The organism is Gilliamella sp. B14448G11 (genome assembly GCF_016101765.1).
Lineage (GTDB): Bacteria > Pseudomonadota > Gammaproteobacteria > Enterobacterales > Orbaceae > Gilliamella > Gilliamella apicola_N.
This window is the reverse complement of sequence record NZ_JACFPX010000018.1, coordinates 43,157-60,096: the sequence shown is the minus strand read 5'-3', so window position 1 is coordinate 60,096 and position 16,940 is coordinate 43,157. Positions and strand designations below refer to the sequence as shown.

General features: G+C 34.9%; 17 protein-coding genes. 9 read left to right on the top strand and 8 right to left on the bottom strand.

Annotation, left to right across the window (positions count from 1 at the left end; all coding sequences use genetic code 11):
• Window positions 1-314 precede the first annotated feature (314 nt).
• The 4 genes from crr to H3S88_RS11000 form a co-directional block, all read right to left on the bottom strand.
• Window positions 315-818: a PTS glucose transporter subunit IIA gene (gene crr / locus H3S88_RS11015; protein ID WP_025316547.1), complete on the bottom strand. Its 504-nt coding sequence runs from the start codon at window positions 816-818 to the stop codon at window positions 315-317.
• Window positions 819-827: 9 nt separating this feature from the next.
• Window positions 828-2,555, bottom strand: a complete 1,728-nt coding sequence (gene ptsI / locus H3S88_RS11010) for a phosphoenolpyruvate-protein phosphotransferase PtsI (protein WP_232352580.1) — start codon at window positions 2,553-2,555, stop codon at window positions 828-830.
• 51 nt (window positions 2,556-2,606) lie between these two features.
• Window positions 2,607-2,864, bottom strand: coding sequence for a phosphocarrier protein Hpr (gene ptsH, locus H3S88_RS11005; RefSeq protein WP_025316545.1), 258 nt, complete (start codon window positions 2,862-2,864; stop codon window positions 2,607-2,609).
• A gap of 139 nt (window positions 2,865-3,003) precedes the next feature.
• The gene (locus H3S88_RS11000; protein WP_198228832.1) at window positions 3,004-3,357 is read right to left on the bottom strand and encodes a hypothetical protein; all 354 of its coding nucleotides are present in this window, start codon (window positions 3,355-3,357) and stop codon (window positions 3,004-3,006) included.
• A gap of 121 nt (window positions 3,358-3,478) precedes the next feature.
• On the opposite strand from H3S88_RS11000, the gene H3S88_RS10995 reads away from it, so the two are divergent.
• The gene (locus tag H3S88_RS10995) at window positions 3,479-4,021 is read left to right on the top strand and encodes a UPF0149 family protein (protein WP_086326318.1); all 543 of its coding nucleotides are present in this window, start codon (window positions 3,479-3,481) and stop codon (window positions 4,019-4,021) included.
• Between the two features lie 40 nt (window positions 4,022-4,061).
• Window positions 4,062-5,372 (top strand): Xaa-Pro aminopeptidase, encoded by a 1,311-nt coding sequence (gene pepP, locus H3S88_RS10990; RefSeq protein ID WP_198228866.1) that lies wholly within the window; start codon window positions 4,062-4,064, stop codon window positions 5,370-5,372.
• Between the two features lie 80 nt (window positions 5,373-5,452).
• Here pepP and H3S88_RS10985 read toward each other — a convergent pair whose 3' ends face one another.
• The gene (locus tag H3S88_RS10985; RefSeq protein ID WP_198228833.1) at window positions 5,453-6,244 is read right to left on the bottom strand and encodes a TonB family protein; all 792 of its coding nucleotides are present in this window, start codon (window positions 6,242-6,244) and stop codon (window positions 5,453-5,455) included.
• 154 nt (window positions 6,245-6,398) lie between these two features.
• Here H3S88_RS10985 and ispB point away from each other — a divergent pair, with 154 nt between their 5' ends.
• Together ispB and H3S88_RS10975 are read left to right on the top strand one after the other, a co-directional pair.
• On the top strand, window positions 6,399-7,385 hold the full coding sequence (gene ispB / locus H3S88_RS10980) for an octaprenyl diphosphate synthase (protein WP_232352578.1): 987 nt from the start codon (window positions 6,399-6,401) through the stop codon (window positions 7,383-7,385).
• Window positions 7,386-7,511: 126 nt separating this feature from the next.
• Window positions 7,512-8,384, top strand: coding sequence for an EamA family transporter (locus H3S88_RS10975; protein WP_198228834.1), 873 nt, complete (start codon window positions 7,512-7,514; stop codon window positions 8,382-8,384).
• 90 nt (window positions 8,385-8,474) lie between these two features.
• Here H3S88_RS10975 and ffh read toward each other — a convergent pair whose 3' ends face one another.
• Window positions 8,475-9,842, bottom strand: coding sequence for a signal recognition particle protein (ffh, locus tag H3S88_RS10970; RefSeq protein WP_198228835.1), 1,368 nt, complete (start codon window positions 9,840-9,842; stop codon window positions 8,475-8,477).
• A gap of 190 nt (window positions 9,843-10,032) precedes the next feature.
• Between ffh and H3S88_RS10965 the strand changes: the two genes are divergently transcribed.
• From H3S88_RS10965 to galU, 5 genes are all read left to right on the top strand, one after another.
• Window positions 10,033-10,416: a RidA family protein gene (locus tag H3S88_RS10965; protein WP_198228836.1), complete on the top strand. Its 384-nt coding sequence runs from the start codon at window positions 10,033-10,035 to the stop codon at window positions 10,414-10,416.
• Window positions 10,417-10,682: 266 nt separating this feature from the next.
• Window positions 10,683-11,876 (top strand): amino acid aminotransferase, encoded by a 1,194-nt coding sequence (locus H3S88_RS10960; protein WP_198228837.1) that lies wholly within the window; start codon window positions 10,683-10,685, stop codon window positions 11,874-11,876.
• A gap of 25 nt (window positions 11,877-11,901) precedes the next feature.
• Window positions 11,902-12,051: an entericidin A/B family lipoprotein gene (locus tag H3S88_RS10955; RefSeq protein ID WP_081301693.1), complete on the top strand. Its 150-nt coding sequence runs from the start codon at window positions 11,902-11,904 to the stop codon at window positions 12,049-12,051.
• Window positions 12,052-12,099: 48 nt separating this feature from the next.
• Window positions 12,100-12,600 (top strand): hypothetical protein, encoded by a 501-nt coding sequence (locus H3S88_RS10950; protein WP_198228838.1) that lies wholly within the window; start codon window positions 12,100-12,102, stop codon window positions 12,598-12,600.
• A 376-nt stretch (window positions 12,601-12,976) separates the two neighbouring features.
• Window positions 12,977-13,891: a UTP--glucose-1-phosphate uridylyltransferase GalU gene (gene galU / locus H3S88_RS10945; protein WP_198228839.1), complete on the top strand. Its 915-nt coding sequence runs from the start codon at window positions 12,977-12,979 to the stop codon at window positions 13,889-13,891.
• Window positions 13,892-13,959: 68 nt separating this feature from the next.
• On the opposite strand, the gene H3S88_RS10940 is transcribed toward galU, so the two are convergent.
• Entirely contained in the window at window positions 13,960-15,381 is a 1,422-nt protein-coding gene (locus H3S88_RS10940) for a cation:dicarboxylate symporter family transporter (protein WP_198228840.1), read from the bottom strand.
• Between the two features lie 145 nt (window positions 15,382-15,526).
• Window positions 15,527-16,858 carry a CoA-disulfide reductase gene (locus tag H3S88_RS10935; RefSeq protein WP_198228841.1) on the bottom strand — a complete coding sequence of 444 codons (1,332 nt, stop codon included), beginning with the start codon at window positions 16,856-16,858 and terminating at the stop codon, window positions 15,527-15,529.
• Window positions 16,859-16,940: the final 82 nt, after the last annotated feature.

Sequence of the window (16,940 nt, the reverse complement as noted above, 5' to 3'; positions counted from 1 at the left end):
ACCAATTATTTGTCCACATTAATTTTAGTGCTTGTAATCTTGCTTCGGCATGACGTAAATGAGGGGTTGGTTGAAAGGAGTTATCACCATGAATTGCAACCACTTGGGACCAATATCAAATCTGACGAGAAGATATCGCATATTTTTTTGAAAGAATTTCCGATGATTCTCCTGATAAGAATTTATTAGCTATGATAATTTTTAAATCTCGACTATATTTTGACATAAAAAGCCCCCCTGTAATTGGTTGTCCAACTATTGGGGGTCACTTCATTAGACTGAAGGTTTTTTTATGATTAGCTTAAATGAAAAAATTATTTTTTCACACGCATTATCGGTGTTTTACCTGCTTCAACAGAACCAGAAAGTTTAGTTAATTCTACCACTGTTTCCATATTAGAAATAACCACTGGTGTTAACACTGATTTCGCTTTACTTTCAAGTAATGGCAGATCGATTTCAATGATCGTATCGCCTACTTTTACTTGTTGACCTTCTTCAGCAATTCGCTTAAAGCCTTCACCTTTTAACTCTACTGTGTCGATACCAAAGTGAACAAAAAGTTCAATTCCTTCATCTGACTCAATTGCAAAAGCGTGATTGGTTTCGAAGATTTTGCCAATTTTACCGTTTAAAGGTGCAACAATTTTATTACCAGAAGGTTTAATTGCAACACCATCACCAACGATTTTTTCAGCAAAAACCACATCTGGTACATCTTCGATTTTGACTATTTCGCCACTTAAAGGTGCAATAATTTCGATGCTATTTTTATTATCATCGGATACTAATTGCTTGATTTTATCGAATAGACCCATCATTGTCTCCTAACAAATTTGCTTTTCAGCGGTATAATTTTCAATTAAGTCAATAATTTCTTTGGCTGTAGCTTTTTGTAATACTGTATCAGCAAACTTTTTCGCCTCTTCAAAATTAGTATTGCGAATCAATTTCTTAATTTTTGGAATTGATACCGCACTCATACTAAATTCATCAAGCCCCATACCTAATAATAAAATTGTTGCGCGTTCATCACCAGCAAGCTCACCACACATTCCAGTCCATTTACCTTCTTTATGCGATGCATCAATAACATTTTTAATCAATGTTAATACAGAAGGTGATAATGGGTTGTAAAGATGAGAAATCAATTCATTACCACGGTCAACAGCAAGTGTATATTGAGTTAAGTCATTCGTTCCGATACTAAAGAAATCTACTTCTTTGGCTAAGTGATGCGCAATCACTGCTGCTGCAGGGGTCTCAATCATTACACCAATTTCGATATTTTTATCAAAAGCTTTGCCTTCAGTCGTTAATTGTTCTTTAAGAATATTGATTTCAGATTTTAATATGCGAATTTCTTCCACTGAAATAATCATTGGGAACATAATACGTAATTTACCGAATGCAGATGCACGTAAGATTGCACGTAATTGGGCATGAAGTACTTCTTTACGATCTAAACAAATACGAATTGCACGCCAGCCTAAAAATGGATTCTCTTCTTTTGGTAAATGCATATAAGGTACATCTTTATCGCCACCAATATCCATTGTGCGTACAATTACGGATAAACCATGAGTTGATTCAGCCACTTCTTTGTAAGCTTTAAATTGTTCTTCTTCATCAGGATAAGCATCGCGATCCATAAATAAGAATTCGGTACGGTATAAACCAACACCTTCATAACCGTTGCGTTCTGCACCAGCAATATCACGCACAGTACCTATGTTGCCACAAATTTCGACTTGATGTCCGTCAAGCGTTACAGCTGGCAAGTCTTTCAATTTTGAAAGTTCTTCTTTATCGCTAATAAATTTTGCTTGAACTTGTTTTAATTTTTCTTGGGTAGTGTGATCTGGATTGATATAAATAGCATTATTAATTGCATCTAAAATAACAAAATCACCTTGTTTGATTTCTTGGGTTGCGTTAGATGTGCCTACAATGGCTGGAATTTCTAATGAACGAGCCATAATTGATGTATGTGATGTTCGTCCACCAGCATCAGTAATAAAACCTAATACCATGTCTAAATTTAATTGAGCGGTTTCAGATGGTGTTAAATCTGTCGCAACTAAAATACATGGTTGGCTAATAGCACTTAAATCAACAATTTCAATACCTAAGATATTTTTAAGTAAGCGTTTACCGATGTCGCGAATATCTGCTGCACGTTCTTTTAAATATTCATCATCTAAATTTTCCAGTTCTTTAGCTTGAGTTTCAAAAACGGATTGAACTGCGGCATCAGCGGTAGAATGTTTAGTTTGAATACGTGAAATAACTTCTTGTTCAAGATCTTCATCTTCAAGAAGCATGATATGACCTTCAAATATTGCTGCTTTATCTTCGCCTAATGTAGATTTTGCTCGCTCCATGATTGCATGTAATTGCTCACTTGATTTTTCTCGAGCTTCTTTGAAGCGTTCAATTTCAGCGTCAATTTTGTTATCAAGAATTTGTCTATTACTAATAACAATAGGCTCTTCTTTTAATAATAGCGCTTTTGCAAAAGCGATACCGGGGGAAACAAGTATACCTGATACCATAAATTTAATCCTTATTCAATTTTAAAACTGTTCATAGCTAATTTGGAGTTATTATTCTAATTCTGGAATTAGTTTTACAAGATGTTGTACTGCTTCTTTTTCATCTTCGCCTTCGGCTGAAATAGTAATTGTTGTTCCTTGTGTTAAACCTAAAGTTTGTAATTTAAATAAGCTTTTGGCACTTGCACTTTTACCATTTGAAGTAACGGTAATTTCAGCATTAAAATTTTTGGCTTCTTTGACAAATTGCGCCGCTGGACGGGTATGAAGACCATTTGATGCCGTAATTGTTACATCTTGTTTATACATATTATTTTTGCTCCTAAAAATATTTTCTTTTCAGCAACCAATATAAATAAAAACTGCATGAAAGGCTAGTAAGATTTCATAGATCTTTGACATTCATTGAATATTATTAGCCATAATTTATAGAGATAGCTAGATTTTATCAGTATCGGTAAATTCGAGTGATTTTATCACTACATTTTCTAAATTCTACCTGCCCATTAATACCATGTTTGATATTCTCAAAAACGACTTCTTCACTACCATCAAGTTGTGAAGCTCTAATTTCTTTACGACAGAATGTTTCAAATCGTTGCAGTTCTTGCTCGCCATTACCTAATTTATAAGTTTTAGGTAAATTTTGACCGGTTACATAAGTGTGTATCTTATCTTGCACATTAAGGATAATCACGCCATTATTTGAAACTAATGTACCACAAGCGGCTAATGATATAGCTAAAACTGCATAAAAAGATAGTAGTAGAGGCAATTTCACCATTATTCTTAATAACTTCAAAATAATTCCTTTATAAAGCTCAGTAACCTGTTTATTATTTATAGCAAGCTTAGAATTATATACTAAAATTGTGGAAAGTGCAGAAATGCATTTTTTGATATGACAACATCAAGGTGGCGTAATGGCGGAAACTATTAATTATGACGAACTTAATCGTCAATTAGTCCAATATAAAGTAGGGATTACAGCAGCTGAGTTGCATGGTTTTATCGTAGGTATTTTAGCTGGAGGTAACCATGATGAGAGTTGGCGTCCTTTAGTTGAAGATATGTTAAATAATGGTCAAACTGTTGTTGCACCTCTGAATGAACAAATTACTAAACTTTATCAGTTAACTAAGCAACAACTCTTAGATGAAGATTTTGAATTTCAATTATTTCTTAGTGACAAAGATTTGTATGCACAAATTGATGATTTAGTTGGTTGGGTAAATCATTTTTTACTTGGTATAGGGCTGGTACAACCCAAAATTAATCGGATTAAAGGTGATGTGGGAGAAGCTATTTATGATTTACGTCAAATTGTTAATTTGGGCTATGATGAGCAAGAAGATCAACAAGAACTTGAGTTTGCGTTTGAAGAAATTAAAGAATATGTACGTATAACATCAATGTTATGTTTTGACGAATTCAATGAAACTGAAATAACACCAACAATTCATTAAGATTAACTAGTAATTAATCTTAATTAAGGTCGTCATAATGATGAAAACAGATATTAAAACAGAAATTATTTTGCGTCGTGAAAAGTTGCTTGCGCAGATGGTGCCCAATAGTGTTGCTCTTTTTTTCGCTGCTCCTGAAGTAACACGAAGTAACGATACTCATTATCCATATCGACAAAATAGTGATTTTTGGTATTTTACCCATTTTGCTGAGCCAGAGTCAGTGTTGGCTGTGATTAAACAACAAGATAATAGTGCGCGGTATGTATTATTCAATCGAAAAAAGGATCCTTTGGCAGAGACATGGACGGGATATCGTTTAGGTCAGCAAGCTGCATTGGCATCAATTTTCGTTGATGAAGCTTATCTTTTTGATGAAATTGATACCATATTGCCCGATTTATTAAATGGTAAAACTGCAATTTATCATGCTGATCAACTTTATCAATATGCCGATAAAATTGTTAACCAAGTACAGGCGACTTTAAGACAAGGGGGTAGATTAAATTTAGTGGCGCCAAGCTCTATCATTGATTGGCGACCAATCGTGCATGAGATGCGGATGTTTAAGTCGGATTTTGAGATGCAACTATTACGTAAGGCTTGTAAAATTAGTGCAGTGGCACATGTTAGAGCAATGCAAAAATGTGCGCCTTCAATGTATGAATATCAATTAGAAGCCGAAATTTTACACGAATTTGCTTGGCACGGTGCACGCTTTCCATCTTATAACACCATTGTTGGTGGTGGCAATAATGGTTGTATTTTGCATTATGAAAATAATAGTGAGCAATTGAAAGATGGCGATTTGGTTTTGATAGATGCGGGGTGTGAGTATCAATACTACGCAGGAGATATTACTCGAACATTGCCAATTAATGGCAAATTTAACCAAGAACAACGTGAGATTTATGATATCGTTTTGGCTTCTCAATATCAAGCAATTCATCTTCTCAAACCTGGCACATCCATTAAAGACGTTAATGACCAAGTCGTACGAACGATGGTGATAGGTTTAGTTAAGTTAGGCATTATGCAAGGTGATGTAGACACTCTAATTGCTAATAAAGCCTATTTGGCGTTTTATATGCATGGTTTAGGGCATTGGCTTGGCATTGATGTGCATGATGTTGGTAGTGGACGAGATCGAATTTTAGAACCTGGAATGGTGTTAACTGTCGAGCCAGGATTGTATATTAATAAAGATGCTGATGTACCAGATCGCTATAAAGGTATTGGCATTCGTATTGAGGATAATATTTTAATTACCGAATCTGGTAATGAAGTTTTGACCGCGGATGTTCCCAAAGAGCCTGAACAAATTGAACAATTGATGGTCAATCAGTTGTAGAGTATAGATAACTATTGCCATAACTTTCGAGATATAGGTTATGGCTTTGTTGTTGTCACTTAAAACGATTATGCGAATAATTAGTCCAAACTAATGGATTTATCTCGATTAAAGATAATTTTTATTTTCTGATCTTTCGCTGCAATAGGTTGATACTTCCACATTTTCATTGCACTAATTACTGAACGATTAAAGATATTATTGGGTTTTGCTTCTATAATCCGAATATTTTCAATACGTCCATTACTGTTTATATCAAACAGTGCTATCACGTAACCTTCTAACCGCATATCAAGTGCTCGGCGAGGATACTCGGGTTGGTTGCGACTAATCGGTGAAGGATTACCTGAGTATCGACGACTATCAGATATTTGTGGGGCAACAGAAGTATTAGAGATATTTTCAGCAATGACTTCTTGCCTTACTTGTTGACGTGATGCTTTTTGTACAGGGCGAGGCTTTTTCTTAGGCTTATCTTTTTGTTTTACAACAATATCTTTTTTAGTTATTACCGCAGGTTTGTCAGGTATTGTTTCTTCAATAGGTTCAGGTTCAACAATTGGTGTCTCTTCAATTGGTTTGTTATCAATAATTTCACTGTCTTGAGCACCTTGAATATCAGGTGTATTTTCAACTAATGATTGTTCGGGAGCAGCAAGAGAAAAATCAATCATTATGGCTTTAATTGAATTATCGCCCTCATCTGCAACGATGTCTTTTACAAATAGCGTAGAGCAAAACAATAAAGTAAGTATACACAAATGTGACATTACAGCAATAAATGCATATAAATAAACACCTCTTTCCTCTTTCTTAGCAATGGATTGAGGGATCTTTTCATCACTGATATCTATATCAAAGTTAATCTTCATACTAATAAACATTTCTAACTTAAGGTGGGTATTTTAAATGAAAATGCTTATCATTTGTAGTTTTTTTTAAAATATGATCCGCAACTCTTGTTGCATAAAAATATTTATCAGATAATAGCGTGATTAATATCTATTATTTCTAGCGGTTAAACTGATGAATAATCCATCAATGAATCAAATACTCGATCTGGTAAAAGATGATTTAGTTAAAGTGAACCAAGCTATACAAGCTGAACTAAGTTCAGATGTGGCTTTGATTAATCAGTTGGGCAATTATATTATTAGCAGTGGAGGAAAGCGTATTCGTCCTGTTATTGCTTTATTAATTGCTAAAGCACTTAATTATCAAGGTGACAAACATATTATTACGGCTGCTTTTATTGAATTTATTCATACCGCCACCTTATTGCATGATGATGTAGTAGACGAGTCTGATTTAAGGCGTGGTAAATCGACCGCGAATGCTTTATTTGGGAATGCTGCTAGTGTATTAGTCGGTGATTATATTTATACACGTTCTTTTCAAATGATGGTGCGTACAGAATCGTTTAAGGTTTTGACTATCATGTCGGCAGCAACTAATGTTATTGCTGAAGGGGAAGTACAGCAATTAATTAATTGTAATGATCCTGATATTACCAAAGAACAATATTTAGAAGTTATTTATCGCAAAACAGCACGTTTATTTGAGGCAACTTCGCATTCTGCTGCGGTGTTAGCTGGTGCAAATGAACAGCAAGAGTTTGCCTTACAAGAGTACGGTAAATATTTAGGTACAGCCTTTCAAATTATTGATGACCTATTGGATTACAATGCCGATAATAATCAAAAATTAGGAAAAAATTTAGGAGATGATCTTAATGAAGGCAAGCCAACCTTACCGCTCCTACACGCCATGCATCACACTAAAAATGCTGAGGATGCTGCATTAATTCGTCGAGCTATAGAACAAGGCAATGGTCGACATTTATTAAATCGCATTTTACATATTATGGATGAATGTGGTTCACTTGAGTTTACCTTGCAAGCTGCTCAGGCGGAAGCCCGTAAAGCATCGGATGTTATTGCTATTTTACCTGACTCACCTTATAAACAAGCATTACAAGATCTAGCCTTATTGTCAGTAAAAAGAGAAAATTAATTAATCGGTAAATGTTAAGTAAGTTATTTAAGCGTCTATTTTATACTCAAATGTATCGTTTATCTCAAACTTTTTGGCATTAATTAAATAGACAATAAGTTCAATATATTAAAGTAAGGTATTTTTATGTTTAAAAGATCTTGGCCGGTTTTTTTGATTTTTGTTTCGATGATCTCCATTCAAGGTAGTGCTTCAATCGCCAAATATCTTTTTCCAGTGTTAGGACCTGAAGGTATGACCGCTTGGCGATTGTGTTTTTCGGCTATAATTTTAATTATCATTTTTAAACCTTGGCGAAAACCAATACCTAAACCGGCATTAAAATTTATATTTTTATACGGTATTTCAATTGGTTGTATGAATTTAGCTTTTTATAGTGCTATCGCTAGAATTCCTTTAGGCATTGCTGTAGCTATCGAATTGACAGGACCAATAATGGTAGCCATGTGTTCATCACGTCAATTGTTTGATTTTATTTGGCTAGGTATTGCCGTGATCGGATTAGCTATGTTACTGCCTATTCATCAAGCGTCAGGGAATTTAGATCCTGTCGGTATTTTATTTGCTTTATTAGCAGGCAGTTGTTGGGCATGTTACATTTTATTTGGGCGTAAAGCTGGTGCTATTTATGGATCTTCAAGCGTCGCTATTGGGTCGGTAATTGCTTCGTGCTTTTTATTTCCAATTGGTGTATGGCAAAGTGGTAGTGCTATGTTTTCGTTAGATCTGCTCCCTTTGGTGTTTGTTGTCTCTTTATTGGCCTCAGCTATTCCTTATGGATTAGATATGATTGCTCTACCAAAATTGCCTGCGCAAACATTTAGTACTTTAATGAGTTTATCACCCGTTTTTGCTGCGCTTTCTGGTTTAATTGTGTTGCACGAACAATTATCGAGTTATCAGTGGTTAGCAATTGTGTTTATTATTGTTTCATCAATAGGTACCGTACTCACCATGAATCGCCCAACAAAGATTGAATCGGTTAAATCAGGTAATTAAAAAAAATTATCGCGCTGTTGAAGGCGCGATTTTTTTGATAGTCTAATGTTCAATTATGACCCTTTTACAAGGAAGAAATTAAGCGTAGATTTAACGTGGAGGGAATCCCATTCCACCGCCCATTAAACCTTTCATCTGGCGCATCATCTTCATCATGCCACCACCTTTCATTTTCTTCATCATTTTTTGCATATCGTCAAACTGTTTTAAGAGTTTATTCACATCTTGTACTTGGGTTCCTGAACCCATTGCAATTCGACGCTTACGTGAACCTTTAATGATTTCAGGATTTGCACGCTCTTTGAGCGTCATTGAGCCAATAATTGCTTCCATTTTGATAGTGATTTTATCATCCATTTGTGCTTTGATATGATCCGGCAGTTGACCTACACCAGGTAATTTTGCCAGCATTGCACCCATACCGCCCATATTGCGCATCTGTTTAAGTTGATCTTGAAAATCATTAAAATCAAATTTATCGCCTTTTTTCAATTTTTTGGCGATTTTTTCTGCTTTCTCGCGATCGACATTACTTTGTAATTCTTCAATTAACGAAATAACATCACCCATACCCAAAATACGAGAGGCAATACGATCAGGATAGAATGGTTCTAAAGCATCGGTCTTTTCACCCATCCCCAAAAATTTAATTGGTTTGCCAGTAATATTGCGAATAGAAAGCGCTGCACCACCACGAGCATCCCCATCAACTTTAGTTAAAATCACACCAGTGAGTGGTAATGCATCATTGAAAGCTTTCGCGGTATTGGCTGCATCTTGTCCGGTCATGGCATCCACAACAAACAGGGTTTCAATTGGGTTTATTGCTTGATGAAGAGCCTTGATTTCGTCCATCATGTCATTATCGACATGTAAACGACCTGCGGTATCGACAATAAGTACGTCAAAAAATTGTAGTTTAGCGTGTGAAATGGCTTTATTTACAATATTAACTGGTTTTTCATTAACATCAGATGGAAAAAATTCGACATCAATGGCTTTAGCTAGTGTTTCTAACTGCTTAATTGCCGCTGGTCGATAAACATCGGCAGATACAACCAGTACTTTTTTCTTCTGTTTTTCTTTTAAGAATTTGGCCAGTTTTGCAACACTGGTGGTTTTACCTGCACCTTGTAAACCAGCCATTAAGATTACTGCGGGTGGCTGGGTTGCTAAATTGAGTGAACTGTTAACTTCTCCCATTGCAGCCGTCAGTTCGGCTTGAACTATTTTAATAAACTCTTGGCCTGGTGTTAGGCTTTTATTGACATCTAAACCTACAGCTTTTTCTTTAACTTGATTAATAAATTCACGAACAACAGGTAGCGCAACATCGGCTTCAAGTAGAGCCATTCGGACATCGCGCAGTGCTTCTTTAATATTATCTTCAGACAGTCGCCCACGACCACTGATATTGCGAAATGTCTGTGATAAACGGTCGGTTAAATTCTCAAACATGTTAACTCTCAATAAATAAAAAAATTTTGATTATCATATCAGAAAATTTTAAGAAGTCCCATGATCATAATTGTGTATTGACTTGACACCAAATTATCTTCCTGTTCAAATGAAAATAGATAAACAAAGGTGTATTACTTATAAAAAGTAATGAAGAGATAGAATAAATACAAAAGGAGAAAAATTGAATATGGCAAAAGTGATTCAAACCGAAAAAGCCCCAGCAGCAATCGGACCATATGTTCAGGCACTCGATTTAGGCAATATGCTATTTGCATCAGGGCAGATTCCTTTAGTCCCTGAAACGGGTGAAATGCCAGATTGTGTTAAAGAACAAGCAAAACAAAGTTTAGCCAATGTTAAAGCAATAATCACATCGGCAGGTTATCAAGTGAGTAATATCGTTAAGACAACTATTTTTTTAGCTGATATGAATGATTTTGCTGCTGTTAATGCGGTTTATGAAGCATTTTTTATCGAAAATAATGCCGGATTCCCTGCACGTTCTTGTGTACAAGTTGCTCGTATACCTAAAGATGCAAAAGTTGAAATTGAAGTCATTGCGGCTAAATAATTTTAACTAGTTTGATTAGCACTAAAAAGTGCTAATCTTTGTCAAAAAGTTTCAGGTAAACCCTACGTTTTAGTATAAAATTGAACTTAAATTGAATAATTTTTTCATTTAATATATCGTTGATTATTCTTATCAAAAATGATTGAAATTCCTAATGAAAATTCAATTGAATTATTTACAGTTGAACTTGTATTTAGTGATTGATTGCCAATTGAGTTGATGCAATAATCTACAGTTATGAGTTATTGTGTCAATTAGGTTGTAATATGTTTGAAAAAGTAGAGTCCTATTCAGGGGATCCAATTTTATCTTTAGTTGCTGAATTTAATAATGATCATCGTGAAAGTAAAACTAATTTAAGTATTGGTTATTATTATGATGAAAATAGTGTTGTCCCTCAATTGGAGTGTATTAAAATTGCTCGTGATTATATTTATCATAATCAACAAGATGCACAACTTTATTTACCAATGAGTGGTTTACCCTCTTATTGCCAAGCAATTCAGTCATTGCTATTTGGTGAAGAACATTCAGCCTATAAAGATAAACGTATTTCAACTATACAAACATTAGGCGGATCAGGTGCACTAAAAATCGGTGCTGATTTTTTATATCGTTATTTTCCTAATTCACAAGTCTGGGTCAGTGATCCAACATGGGAAAATCATATTGCTATTTTTGGTGGCGCAGGTTTTAAAGTTAATACCTATCCCTATTTTGATTCACAAACATGTGGAGTTAAATTTGACTCAATGCTTGAAACATTGGAACAATTGCCTGCCAAAAGCATTGTATTACTGCATCCTTGTTGTCATAACCCAACGGGCGCAGATTTAACACCATCACAGTGGGATAAAGTAATTGCTGTATTACAAACACGTGATCTCATTCCATTTATGGATATTGCTTATCAAGGATTTGGTGAAAGTATTGAAAGTGACAGTTACGCAATTAAAAAAGCAGCTGAAGTGGGGCTTTGTGGTTTTATAAGTAACTCGTTTTCCAAAACATTTTCACTTTATGGGGAACGTGTTGGGGGGTTATCTGTGTTGTGTGAAAATGATGAAGCTGCTCGTCGTGTATTAGGCCAACTTCAGGCAACGGTTCGTCGAAACTATTCTAGCCCAGCTGCTTATGGTGCCCAATTAGTCAGTTATGTTTTAAATAATTCTGAATTGAAAGCCTGTTGGGTTAAAGAAGTTGAATCAATGCGAAATCGTATTGTATTGATGCGTTCTACTTTAGTTAGTTTGTTAAAAACACAAGCGCCAGATCATACTTTTGATTATTTAGTTAAGCAGCGTGGTATGTTTAGTTATACTGGTTTTAGTAAACAACAAGTCACACAATTAAAAGATAATTTTGCTGTTTATTTGGTGGGCAGTGGAAGAATGTGTGTGGCGGGCTTAAATCACCATAATATTCATCGTGTGGCGGAAGCATTTGCTACATTAAAATAATCAAGTCACAAAAAGGAGAATATTTATGTTACGCAAGATGTTAATTCTAGTATTCGGTATTGCAATGACAACTCTCATTGTTGGATGTAATACAGTTAATGGTGTAGGCAAAGATGTTCAATCTGGTGGTAAAGCCATTTCGAAAACGGCTGAAAATGTTAGTGATAAATTATAATAAGGATGATTAATATATATTAATCATTTATAGATTATAAAAAGTAAAATGCGACATATTATAGTAGTTATATTTTTTTTACTTACTGGGTGCGGTTCGTTAAATTTTCGAACTGCACCTTTAACTGTTGAAAACTGTCATTATTCAAGTATGATTAATACGGAATTTGTATTAAATCCTTTGCCGTCAAATGTATTAAGTTATCCACATATTTATATTGCTCAAAGTCGACAAAGTAAACATTTACCAGCAAGTTATGCCGGCATGAAAGGAAAACTGACGGGTAATATTGAGGGTCGTGATTATCCTAAACAAACATTTTGGCGAGCGCAATCCTTATTTGATAGGGCTACATTATATGATGATGGCTATGATGATCTCTATATAAGTCCCACGCAAAAAGAAGCTCGTGACCGTAAAGCGAAATTTGTAGTAAGACAAGCGATTTTGCAAAACTGCCAGCTTATTTATATTGCTATTGATTCTTTGGCAAAAGATAGGGATAATCCTGCATTAATTGAATCTAACGATTTATCAATAAATAGATAAGATATTATATAAAGACAAATAACTAATAGTATTATTGGTTGAATTGATATTTATAGTATCGAGTTTATTAACAAAATTTATTTCTCTTTCTTATTTAATTTTTGATAATTATTCTTTAGAATTGTTTTTATATTGTAAAGATTATCAATGCTACGTTTAATATGTTAGATTTAGCTTTTTTTATCGTTTATTACAATTTGATATCGAATCAACGTAATATATGAAATTTTACAAGGGCAATTATTCATACATGTACTTTGATTCCCTATATGTTAATGTCATTATGGGTTGAAAATACATATTGTTAATATGGCATAGAGATAATAGAGACTATTATAATAGTTGTGTTATCTGCTAATTTTTTTAAGGAAATAAAATGTCATCAAGTTTTGAATCAACTTTGAATGGAAACGTCAAAAAGGCCGTTATCCCTGTTGCCGGTCTTGGTACTCGAATGTTACCTGCTACTAAAGCCATTCCTAAGGAAATGTTACCTGTGGTTGATAAACCACTTATTCAGTATGTAGTAAAAGAGTGTATTGCGGCAGGCATTACTGAGATCATTTTTGTTACCCACTCATCAAAAAATTCAATTGAAAACCACTTCGATACTAGTTTTGAATTAGAAGCAATGTTAGAAGCGCGTGTTAAACGTCAACTGTTACAAGAAGTACAAAGTATTTTACCTAAAAATGTAACAATAACGAGTGTTCGACAAGGTTTAGCCAAAGGACTTGGTCATGCCGTATTGTGTGCTTATCCTTTGGTTGGCGATGAACCTTTCGCGGTTGTGCTACCAGATGTGATTATTGATGAGTATGAAAGCGATCTAACAAAAGATAATTTAGCGGCAATGATTAATAATTATCATGAGACCAAGCATAGTCAAATTATGGTTGAGCCAGTACCGAAAGAGTTAGTTTCTTCTTATGGGATTGTCGACTGCCATGGTCAAGAATTGTCTGCTGGTGCTGTTACACAAATGTATAGTGTCGTTGAAAAACCATCAGTTGAAGAAGCTCCATCCAATCAATCGGTTGTTGGGCGTTATGTTTTATCTGAAAAAATCTGGCCTTTACTTGCTAAAACACCATTAGGTGCAGGTGGCGAAATTCAACTCACGGATGCAATTGCAATGTTACTTAAAGAGGACTCCGTTGATGCATATTGTATTAAAGGCCGGAGTCATGATTGTGGTAATAAATTGGGTTATGTACAAACCTTTGTACAATACGCAATGCGTCATAAAAGCTTAGGCGATGATGTTACTGCATGGTTAAAAACAATTTAAACATTAATTTTTGAATAAAAAAGGACGCTCTAAACGTCCTTTTTTATTCTGCGTATTCTTTACTTAAATTAAACATCCGACTGCTCATTTTCAAGAGAAATATTTGGATCATAGAAAGTATTCATATCCATAAGTCCCACTTCGCGATCGGTAGCGACTGCCGCAGTCATTGCCCCAGATACGTTGGCTAGTGTACGTGCCATATCAATGATTGGATCGACCGCCAGAACCATACCAATTAATGGGAAGTATTCAGCCATGCCCATACCAGATAAAACCACTGTTGCAGCAACTGTTGCTGTACCAGGAATACCAGCAATACCAATTGAACCAATGACGACTACAATTACCAACATAATATAAAATTGGAAATTAGTATCAATACCCACCATATGCGCAACCATAACAGCAAGTAATGCAGGAAAGAAACCAGCACAGCCATTCATACCCATAGTACTACCAAGTGAACCGACCAAATTTGCTGTGCCTGTATTGACTCCCATACGTACTGTTAAAGTTGAGATAGTCATGGGTAATGTACCAACTGACGAACGGCTTGTAAAAGCTAATAACCACGTTCCCATTGCTTTTTTAATAAACATGACAGGTGATATACCGTGAATCATAACAATTAAAACATGCACAATTAACATGATCAATGTGGCAATGTAGATGGCTGCAACAAAACCTGATACTTCAACAATTGCAGGTATACCATTAGAAATAATGGTTCTAGCTAGAAGGGCGATGACTGCATATGGCATATACTTAATGATGGTCATGGCAATTGACATCACAATTTTATAAAGTGCTTCAATAAAGGTTTTAAACAGAGCAATCGGTTGTGGATTTTTCTTTTCCATTCGATTGGCAGCAATCCCCATAAGAGCAGAAAAGATAACTAATCCAACAATATTTTCTTTAACCATTGATGCAATGATATTACTTGGAATAAGGTTTACAAAAGTATCAATTATATTAGTGTATTGTTTAGCTTGAGCATGATGCTCAGTTGTAGAGCTGATTTCTCCTAATTCAAACAAATTAGCCAAAGCAATACCAACTATACAAGCAATTGCAGTGGTAAACAGTAACCAGAATATCCCTCTAAATGCGATTTGTGGTAGGTTTTCTTTACCAGAAAAATCAATAATGACTTTAACAATAGAGACAAATATCAAAGGAATGACTAGCATGCGAATAAAGGCAATAAAAGCACGTCCAAAAAGGCCATACCATGTAGCTGTCTCTTGCATCCAAACATTTGATGTATCAGGGAATCCTGCTGCAGCTTGTATACCTAAACCAAGCACTGCACCAAGTATTAACCCAACTAACATACGAAGAGAAAAATTAATTTTTTTATCTTGTAACGGTTTCATCACTCCAAAAAAACAAACTAGCAGTAGTCCAATACCAATTAAAGTTTGATAGTGTGTGATAGATAGGAACTTTTCAAAAAAAGTTCCTTGAAAAATGGGATCTGACATAATTGCCCCTTTATTGTGATAATTTAATCATCGAATAAAATCATATTAATAATCTTACTTAATTTATGATGCACTGATTTTTGTATCAAGTAAGATAATTTGTATTATTTAGGTGTTGTCATTAACAATGACAATTTAACTATTATTATTTAGCTATTGAACCTGCAATATTTAAAATGTCCCATGGTCTTGAAAATGGCGGTGCATAAAGAAAGTCCATCATTGCTAATTCATCAATTTTTATTTCTGCCCAAATGGCAGTTGCTAACGTATTTACTCGTAAAACAGCGCCACTACCACCTACAATTTGTCCACCTAAAATGGTGCGGGTCTCGGCGTGATAAATTACTTTGGCTGTTACCTCAGTTTGCCCTGCAACATAGTTACTGTGATTTTTATCCTTAACAATAACTGTTTTATAAGCAATACCCGCTTTTTGAGCTTCTTTTTCGGTTAAGCCTGTTCGTCCTGCCTCAATATCAAACGCTTTAAATGCTGATGTACCGATGGTTCCTGGGAATTGACTCTGTCCACCTCCTAGATTTTCACCAACTATCTTGCCCAGTTTGTTCGCACCTGTGGCAAGAGGAATGTAAACCATCTCTTTGCTGACTTTATGCTGCAATGCAGCGCAGTCACCTGCTGCATAAATATCTGGAAAGTTTGTCCGTCCATAGCTATCGGTAATAATAGCGCCATTTGGTAGCATATTAAGACCAATATTTTGATAAATTTCACTGTTAGGTTTTACTCCAGTTGCGATAATAACCATGTCAGCAAGATAAGTATCTTTATTGGTAATTACGTGAGTGACATGCTGTTCTCCTATAAAACCTTGTACTTGTTCTTGTAGATGTAAATCACAATGTTGTTTAATGTTCTTTGCAATTACATCGGTAATTTGTGCATCGAATGCATCGACCAGTACTCTATCATCTAACTGAATTAATTTGACTTGCTTATTTAAAGCAACAAATGACTCGGCAATTTCAAGTCCTATAAAGCCTGTACCAACTACAATGACGTTTTTTACTGCTGGATCGGATAATGCTTGTTTAATGGCTAAACCATCATTGAGATCGCGTAAAGTAAAAATATTTTTCAATTTATAATTTGTAAAATTTGGAATGATAGGGCTTGCACCAACGGCAATTAATAATTTGTCATAATTATCATCAAAACATTCATCTGTATTAATATTTTTAATCGTTAGTTTTTTTTGTATGCTATCAATAGCGACAACTTGGTGACGTGTTTTTATTTCAATACCATCTTGTTGGAATTGTTGTGGTGTACGGGATATCATTTCATTAGCATCAGTGAAATGATCACCGATAAAATAAGGTAAACCACAAGCTCCAAACGATACAATGTCAGTTTTTTCATAAATACGAATGGTAGCATTAGGGTTCATTCTTTTGGCTTTAGCAGCAGCACTCGCTCCTGCAGCTTGAGCACCAATGATGATTATTTTCATCTAATTTTCTCCTTAGGGCTCAGATTCTCAATAATGACAATCCTATCATAGGTTATAACATATGTGTGCGACAGATAATGAC